Raw genomic sequence first — 9,094 nt, forward strand, 5'->3', positions numbered from 1 at the left:
CCAGCTCATCAATATGTTTTAGGCGTGATTCATGTTCTTTAATGCGTTGTTCGGCAATGGTTCCCAGGTCAGTCATTTTACTTCTCCCAGTGGTTTGTTACGCAAACAATTCGATTTAGAAAATCATATTGCCTGATAGCTTCATTACTTATTTTAGTGTAATTAGGAATTAATTCTCACTGATGTGGATCAAATTCCGTTGGTCACAGTACGGTTAATCTGAGCTTAAATACGATTAAATTAATCGATTGGTAAGGTTGTGAAAAACAGTGAGATTTCTCAAAGGTTGACCGAAATAGTGGATCTGCTGCAAGAGCAAAACGCCAATCCGTTTCGTGTCAATGCCTATCGTCGTGCGGCGGCAACCATTGAAAACCTGCAACAGGCGGTGACAGAGATTATTGAAGAGCAGGGTTTCGCTGGTTTAACGGCATTGCCGGGCATTGGCGAAGGCATTGCGCGTTCCATTTATGAGTACGTCGCAACGGGGCGCATGAGTCGTCTGGAGAGTCTTCGTGCCGGACATGATCCGATACTGTTGTTCGAACAAGTGCCCGGTGTGGGCCCCAAGCTTGCCCATCAGATCATTGAGAATCTACGCATTGACACGCTGGAAGCACTGGAAATCGCGGCCCATAATGGTCGACTGGAGAAGGTGCCAGGTTTTAGTCAGAAAAAAGTCAGCGTGATTCAGGCATGGCTTACCCAGGTATTAGGTGGTCGCCGACCGGCAACGAAAGAGCAGGGAATGGTTGCTGAACCACCGGTTGCAATGTTGCTGCAGATTGATCGTCAGTATCGCGACCAGGCCGAAGCCGGCGAATTGCCAACAATTGCGCCCAGGCGATTTAATCCGAAAGGCGAAGCGTGGCTATCGGTAATGCATAAGACGAGTGGTGAATGGCATTTCACCGCACTTTATTCCAATACTGCGCGCGCACATCAGTTAGGGCAAACAAAAGACTGGGTAGTGATCTATTTTTATGACAAGGAACACCATGAAGGACAGCATACTGTAGTCACCGAAACCAGGGGCACGCTGATTGGCAAACGCGTGGTGCGTGGGAGGGAGCGCGAATGCCAGGACCATTACTTTCATAAAACTGGATAGTACGTTATAACCAGCGAATACTTTTGCGGTTATCCAGGCGCTCCAGTCCAGCATAGTGTGCTGCTTCAATGGCGTGTTGGTATTCCTGTAGTGTAACAGGCCGATCCAGGGCAGGATAATCATCGGCACGATAACAGGGGTGATATTGGTCCATAATATTTATGTAGGTATTGCTTGAGATTTCGCTGGCAAGGAATTGCAATACCTGTTTTGTACCGGCAACGTTATTGGGTAATACAAGGTGGCGTACCAGCAATCCCCTTAATGCGACGCCCTGATCATCCAGCATCAAATCGCCCACCTGGCGGTGCATTTCATTTACCGCTGCGAAATTCACCTCAGTATAGTCGCGAACTTTGGAATATTGACGGGCCAGTCTGGAGTCACCGTATTTCATATCGGGCATATAAATATCGATAATGCCATCGAGTAATTTCAGTGCTTCCAGGCTGTCATAGCCACCCGTGTTATAGACCAATGGCAGTCGCAAGCCTTTAGGTGCGGCAATGGCGACAGCGGCAATGATTTGCGCCACAACATGGCTGGGAGTGACAAAGTTGATATTGTGACAGCCTTGCTGTTGCAACGTTAACATCATATCTGCCAGTTCCTCTGGCGTGGTTTTCCGGCCGGCACCTTTTTGGCTAATGTCCCAGTTTTGGCAAAACACGCAACGTAAACTGCACCCGCTAAAAAAGATTGTGCCCGATCCATTCCAGCCACGTAATGGATTTTCTTCTCCGTGATGTGGGCCATAGCTGTTTACTACTGCCAACTCACCAGTGCGGCATACCGCACCCCTGGTGGTTTGTTTACGGTTCATATGGCAATAACGGGCGCATAGGTCACAGTCTTCCAGGTGCTGGTAGGCCTGTTTTACACGATTTGCTAATTGGCCATTGTGTAACAAGGCCAGGTAAGCCGGTTCAAAGCTGTTGTTGATACGCGTCGTTGGCATCATTTGTTAGTCAGGTGTTTGCTTATTTACTTTATGCTTATCATAATAAAAACATAACATAAAAAGACGACGCAGAAGATGATGCAGGTAAAGCCATTAAGCATTAAGACTGAACTATGAAGGATTCAGACTGTGTGCAATTTTTACAATGGGCGCTGCCCCGGATGCACATGCGCTGGCCGGGATTCCGTAGAGTGCATAAGCAGGTATGCAAACGACTTGATCAGCGTCTGACGCAATTAAAACTCGCTGATGTAAATGCATATCGGCATTATCTGGACGCGCACCGCGAGGAATGGACAGTACTGGACGGACTGAGCCGAGTAACGATTTCGCGCTTTTACCGCGAAAAAGCCGTATTTCACTTTCTTGAGCAACAGGTATTACCTGAATTAGTGCAGCAGGTCATTGAGCGTGGCGATAAAACATTAAAAGTATGGAGCATAGGCAGTGCGTCTGGTGAAGAACCTTATACTATCGCCATTATCTGGGAATTGCAGATAAGCAATCATTATCCGGATACTGAATTGTCAATACTTGCCACGGATGCTGATCCGATTTTGATTCAACGCAGTCAACAGGCCTGTTATCCCTACAGCAGCATAAAAAACCTGCCTGAAACATGGCCTAAAATTGCGTTTGACGAGTTGGAGAATAACTATTGCCTGAAGCCTGAGTTTCGGCGTTATGTTCGATATTTGCAGCAGGATATACGTGATGCGATAACGAACGAACATTTTGATCTGGTTCTGTGCCGTAATTTAGTGTTTACGTATTTTGATGAAGCATTACAACATAAATTGCTGGGAAAAATCGCCAGGGTATTGCAGCCCAATGGCGCATTAGTGCTCGGCATTCATGAATATTTGCCAGATGATGACAACGTGTTTGCAACCTGGTCGGAAAAGCTGCGCGTCTACCGCAAACAGTCTATTTGAGCTTAATCAACAATATTATTTGTAATCTGGCGCTATTTGATACCGCAAACCAGCAAGTAATCATGGGGAATGGTTAATATACCATCTTTAATAAAATCTTTGGCAAATCTTCCTACTTCATCTCGTATTTCGTCGCGTTGATTCTCCGGTAGTGCATCGTATTGCATTTTCAAAATATCCGATGCTTCTACTGCATCCCAGTAGGCATTGAAAGATTCAAATTGATAGTGGAAAGTTTTTGCGTCGATAGCGAACTGACTAAATCCCGCCTCTCGCAACAAGTTATCCATGATGCCAGGTGCACCAAGAGAGGTAACTTTGCTTAATGGAGGGTGATAGTCTTCTTCAATACGATGTTTAAACACTTCGTAGGACCAGTACAGGGTCCGCATGGTTTCCGGAACGCTCCATACTGCTAATGCAAACCGTCCTCCTGGTTTAAGTACGCGGTGCATTTCCTTCAGACCTTTTAATGGATCTTCAAACAACATAACCCCAAACCGGCACAGGGCCCGATCAAAGCTGGCATCACCGTATTCCATTTTTTCAGCCGGCATTGTGGTAAATGTTATGCCGGCCAGTCTTTCATTGGCTACTTTCTTTTGCGCGACCTTGACCATGCCGTCCGCCGCATCGATGCCGGTAATTTGAATATGGCCTTTCATTTTTCTGGCCAGTGTTAATGCGGGTTCACCAGTTCCCGAGCCTAGATCGATTATATTGTCGCCGGGTTGCGCATCCAGGGCTTCCAATAACGATTCACCTACCGGCGCAAGTTGAGGCAACCAGATATCAAATTTTTCTGCAATTTTGTCCCAGTCAGGTTGGTTGTCTTGTGCGCTCATCGATTGATCCCTGGTTGTGGTGTTAGTTATGGCGTTTGTATCGGCTTTCTGCCTTATTTGCATTACGATATTTGCATACTTTGTCTATTATGACTTTGAATTGGAGTAAATCAATTGGTTTGACTAGTATTAAATAAGATGGTGGGTGAAAGCTTGTGATTTGCATGCAGAAAATGATAGAAAGATCCCACAGGATTCAACTTTAATATAAAAAGTGCCCTGATATTTCTAGAAAACTCCCTGGACAAAATGACTCATCAGCATTCTTCCATTAAGCCATTGATTTCGGATGAAGTCGTTATCAAATGGCAAGGAATCCTTGATTTGATAGCCCAGAAGTTGGGGGTTCCAGCTAGTCGGATAACACGCATTGAGTCGCTCCAACTCGAAATATTCGTAACTAGCGCGACTGAAGGAAATCCTTACCGCAAGGGTGAGGGGCTAAAACTTGATGGCAGAATATATTGTGGATCGGTTATTTTAAATGATGCACCTTTATTAGTTCCTACCGCTCAGTATGATCCTAAATGGAATAACAAACCTGATAAAGCACTTGGAATGATTTCCTATCTGGGTTTTCCCTTGCACTGGCCTGATGGCGAAATTTTCGGAACCCTTTGTGTCTTCGATAGTAAAGAAAATCATTATTCCGATGAGCATCGAGACCTGCTCGCAGAATTTAAACTCGTTATTGAAAGTGACCTGAAAAAACTGGATACAGCTAATCCCGTTGCCAGTGATGACAGCAAGTTGTGGCATGCCATTCAGTCGGCAGCAATGGAAAGTATTCTGGTAATGGATACACAAGGAACGTTCTTGTCTGTCAATGAGATTGGTGCAAGTCGATTTGGGGTTACTTCCGACGAACTTATTGGAAAGAACCTTTATGACATCGTGCCATCCGAAGTGGCTGCATCGAGGAAGAAAAACATTAGTGAAGTAATCAGGTCCAAACGGGTTATGCGTTTTGACGACTTCAGACAGGGACGCTACTTTGACTTCACTATTTATCCCGTTCTGAATGAGCAAAATGACGTTGAAAAACTGGTGGTATTCGCGGCAGATATCACTGAGCGTAAAACTACCAGGCAAGCCCTGGTGGAATCGGAGCGAAAGTATCGAGAGCTCGTTGATGAAGCTGCAACGATTATTTTACGTTGGGATATAAAAGGTAACGTTACGTTTTTCAACGAATATGCTCAAAAATTCTTCGGTTTTCCCGAAAAGGATATATTAGGAAAGAATGTCGTTGGAACCATAGTGCCGGAAACAGAATTCACCGGGCGGGATCTGGCGCTTTTAATGGAAGAAATCTGTAAAGATCCCGCCAGGTTTGAAGATAACGAAAATGAAAACATCAAGCGCAATGGCGAACGGGTCTGGATCGCCTGGAAAAATCGACCTATTTATAATAAGCGTGGTGAGTTATTTGAAATTCACTCGGTAGGGATCGATATTACTGCCCGCAAGCAGGCAGAAGAGGCACTTCGGCAGTCTGAAGCCAGGTGGCGCTCTATAACAGAAAATTCCCCCGACCATATTATTATGGTAAATCGTGAGGGTAACATTCTGTCAATAAACTATGCTGTTCCCGATTTAACAATAGATCAGGTTATTGGCACGCACATTACGAATTATTTACCGCCAGATTATAAACAGGTTGCAAATGATTGTTTGGCACAGGTATGGGCGACAGGCAATTCGGGGCAATTTACCGTTGAGTACCAGGATGCTGATGGCGGTCAACTGTATTATGAAGCGAATGTTGGCCCGGTAAAAGACAGCGGAGAAACCGTTGCTTTAATCGTTAGTGCCCGCAACATAACTGAACGAAGAAAGGTGCAAGATGCACTCCGTGCCAGTGAGGAACGCTTGCGCTTACTGGTGGGTCAGGCAGATTTCATTCTTTGGTCTGTCGATAAGGATTTAAAGTTTACCTCCAGCCTGGGCGGCGGACTGCATGAAATTGGTCTTCAGCCTAACCAGGTTGTCAAAGCAGGAATGGATTTATTTGAATTTTTTCAGACAGATTCTCCCGAGCTTCAGCCCATCAAAGCGCATTTTCAAGCCTTAGCAGGTCAATCTGTAATCTATGAAGATGAGTGGCAGGGAAGGCATTTTCAAACTCAGGTAAATCCTCAGAAAGATCCCGAAGGGAATATTATTGGCTGTGTTGGCGTGGCGATTGATATCACGCAGCGCAAACAGGCCGAGAAAGTATTGCAGCGTAGTGAAACACTTGAATTGCTGGCAACCGGTGCATCGCTTCAACAGATACTATCGGCGCTAGTAATGAGTGCAGAGAACCGGTCGCCCAATATGCTTTGTTCGGTGTTGCTCATGGATGAAGAGGGTAGACATTTATTGCATGGCGCTGCACCAGGTTTGCCGGATTTTTACAACGAAGCGATAGATGGAATCGAAGTTGGCCCTACAACAGGATCGTGCGGCGCAGCGGCTTTTACTGGCGAGCGAGTAATCGTAGAGGATGTTATGACACATCCTAACTGGGAAAACTATCGCACACTTGCGGGAAAAGCGGGCCTCAGGGCGTGCTGGTCTGAGCCAATCCTTTCTACATCAGGCAAGGTGTTGGGAACATTTGCGATCTACTACCATGAGCCACGAGCACCCGGACAATCCGATTTAGAATACATTACCGATTCCGCGCGTCTTGCGGGCATTGCTATCGAACGCAAACAGGCTGAAGAAAAGATTTTAGCTTCAGAGAGCGAACTTCGAGGAATCCTGGATTCTTTGCGGGAGGTATATTATCGCGCAGACCTCGACGGAAACCTCATCCGTATTTCACCCTCTGCGGAGCAGGTTTTTGGCTATGCTCCCGGGGAATTGCTCGGCAGGCCAACCACCATATTCTGGCGCTATCCTGAAAAACGACAGGAAATGCTTGAAGCGATGCGCGCAGGCGGAGGAGCTGTACATCTCTTTGAAGTTGAAAGTGTGCGTAAGGATGGTAGTTTTCTCTGGGCTTCAATCAACAGTCATTTTTATTATGATGAGCAAGGTAACATTGCCGGCGTGGAAGGTACAATCCGGGATGTATCAGTACGTAAACGGGCGGAGCAGGAATTATTACACCAGAAAGCATTGTTTGAAGCAGTATTCCGTGATGTGCCGGATGCCATGGCTATTACCAATGTAAACCGCGAATTAATGATGTGCAACCCTGCGATGACACGCATATTTGGTTACCAGCCTGAAGAAATTATAGGCAAGCGTACACTGGTTCTATACGAAAGTGAGGAAGAGTATGAGCGTCAGGGAAGCGAACGATATAACCTGACTGCAGAAGAAAAAATAAAACCTTATACTATCAATTACAAACGCAAGAATGGAGAAGTTTTTCCTGGAGAGACAGTAGGTACACCAATCAGGGATGAATCTGGATCGACTATTGCATTTATGGGTGTAATACGTGATATCACAGATCGGCAACTGGCAGAACAGGAGCTAAAACGCAGTCGACAGCATTTTCAGTATCTGGATCGACTATCTCGTATTATTTCTCAGGCACCCAATTTGAATTCCTTATTGGGAAGTGTACTAAAGGAAATGCTTGAGATATTTTCAGTGGATCGTGCCTGGTTGTTTTATCCGGCTGATCCGGAAGCAGCTTCCTGGAAGGTACCCATGGAGGTTACCCGTAAGGGATATCCGGGTGCATTCGAATTGAATCTGGATATCCCCAACAATTCTGTAATAAGCACTGCAATACGAGATGCACTGGATACCGATGGGCCCGTTATCCATGATTTTTTCCGCTGGGAAGAAGTGCCTGAAGTAATACAGCGCTTTAATATTAAAACCCATATGATTATCGCTTTGCATCCGAAAATTGACAAACCCTGGATTCTCGGTTTGCATCAATGTTCACATAATCGCGAGTGGACGGATAGTGATAAACGTTTATTTCCTGACATCGCAGAGCGTATGACCAGCGCGCTGACCAATCGATTATTACTGCAACAACTGGAAACGGATATTGCTCAACGTAAACGAGCAGAAGAGCAGGCCAGGCTACACCAGGCTGAGTTGGCGCATATGGCACGGCTTAATATTATGGGAGAGATGGCAACTGGTATCGCGCACGAGCTGAATCAGCCGCTTACTGCTATCGCAAACTACGCGGCAGTCGGTAGCGAAATAGTAGGTGCGGGGAATGAGAATTCAGATAAATTACTAAAGGCGCTGGATTCAGTGCAAGTCCAGGCGGAACGCGCCAGTGAAATTATTCGCCGCCTGCGCCAGTTTGTGAAAAAGCAAAGTCCACAAAGGATTAACGTCAGCATTAACACATTGGTAAAAGATGTGGTTAGCTTCATGGAAGTTGAAACCAGAAAGCAGAATATTCAAACACAGCTCAATTTGGCAGCGGAATTACCCCTGGTGTTTGCTGATGCTATCCAGATAGAACAGGTATTGCTTAATATTATCCGTAATAGTCTTGATGCCATGCGCATTGCTGGTATAGAAGAACCGAAACTGACGATCAGCACTTACGTAAATGGCGATGGAAATGTGCATGTAGACGTTTCCGATACCGGTCCCGGCATCGATGAAGTAACACTGGGTAACATTTTTGAACCCTTCGTTACCACAAAAGGTGCCAAGGGTATGGGGATGGGCCTGTCAATCAGTCGTTCCATCATTGAGGCACATGGCGGGAAGTTATGGGCAGAGTCTAAAGTTGGTCGTGGTACAACATTCTATTTTACTTTGCCGGTAATTGTTGGAGAGACGCTTTAGTATGTTGCCTGAACCAACAGTTTTTGTTGTCGATGATGATGATGCGGTGCGTGAATCCATCGTATTCTTGCTTGAGTCAAGCAACCTGGCGGTAGAAGGTTACCCATCAGCGGAAGCCTATCTCGATTCATATCAGGCAGATCGCCCCGGCTGTCTTGTCCTGGATATTAGTATGCCGGGAATGAGTGGCCTGGAGTTGCAGGAAACCTTGCAAACACGACAAATCAGGATCCCCATTATATTCATTACCGGTCACGGCGACGTACCTATGTCAGTGAGGGCACTTAAAGCTGGGGCACTGGATTTCATTGAAAAGCCTTTTGACAAAGAGTTGCTATTAAGTCGTATCAATGATGCGATTGCCTGGGACCTGGAGATCCGGGAAGAGCAGGCACGTAAAGTTGCCGAAGCGGTTCGAACTTATGCGCAGAGTATTGTGGAAACTGTCAGAGAACCTTTGTTGGTATTGGATGAG

General features: G+C 45.8%; 6 protein-coding genes. 4 read left to right on the top strand and 2 right to left on the bottom strand.

Annotated elements, in window-relative coordinates:
* Window positions 1-259 precede the first annotated feature (259 nt).
* Window positions 260-1,111, top strand: a complete 852-nt coding sequence (locus ACWVCM_RS15080) for a helix-hairpin-helix domain-containing protein (RefSeq protein WP_455202589.1) — start codon at window positions 260-262, stop codon at window positions 1,109-1,111.
* Between the two features lie 4 nt (window positions 1,112-1,115).
* Here the strand turns inward: ACWVCM_RS15080 and ACWVCM_RS15085 are convergent, their stop codons facing one another.
* Window positions 1,116-2,072 (bottom strand): radical SAM protein, encoded by a 957-nt coding sequence (locus ACWVCM_RS15085; RefSeq protein ID WP_455202590.1) that lies wholly within the window; start codon window positions 2,070-2,072, stop codon window positions 1,116-1,118.
* 131 nt (window positions 2,073-2,203) lie between these two features.
* On the opposite strand from ACWVCM_RS15085, the gene ACWVCM_RS15090 reads away from it, so the two are divergent.
* The gene (locus tag ACWVCM_RS15090) at window positions 2,204-3,007 is read left to right on the top strand and encodes a CheR family methyltransferase (protein ID WP_455202591.1); all 804 of its coding nucleotides are present in this window, start codon (window positions 2,204-2,206) and stop codon (window positions 3,005-3,007) included.
* A 32-nt stretch (window positions 3,008-3,039) separates the two neighbouring features.
* Here the strand turns inward: ACWVCM_RS15090 and ACWVCM_RS15095 are convergent, their stop codons facing one another.
* Complete coding sequence (locus ACWVCM_RS15095) at window positions 3,040-3,915, bottom strand: class I SAM-dependent methyltransferase (RefSeq protein ID WP_455202592.1); 876 nt, start codon at window positions 3,913-3,915, stop codon at window positions 3,040-3,042.
* Window positions 3,916-4,101: 186 nt separating this feature from the next.
* On the opposite strand from ACWVCM_RS15095, the gene ACWVCM_RS15100 reads away from it, so the two are divergent.
* Window positions 4,102-8,619 (top strand): PAS domain S-box protein, encoded by a 4,518-nt coding sequence (locus tag ACWVCM_RS15100; RefSeq protein WP_455202593.1) that lies wholly within the window; start codon window positions 4,102-4,104, stop codon window positions 8,617-8,619.
* Between the two features lies 1 nt (window position 8,620).
* The coding region (locus ACWVCM_RS15105; RefSeq protein WP_455202594.1) for a response regulator transcription factor at window positions 8,621-9,094 on the top strand (474 nt) is incomplete at its 3' end.

It is taken from the genome of Kaarinaea lacus (genome assembly GCF_975902315.1).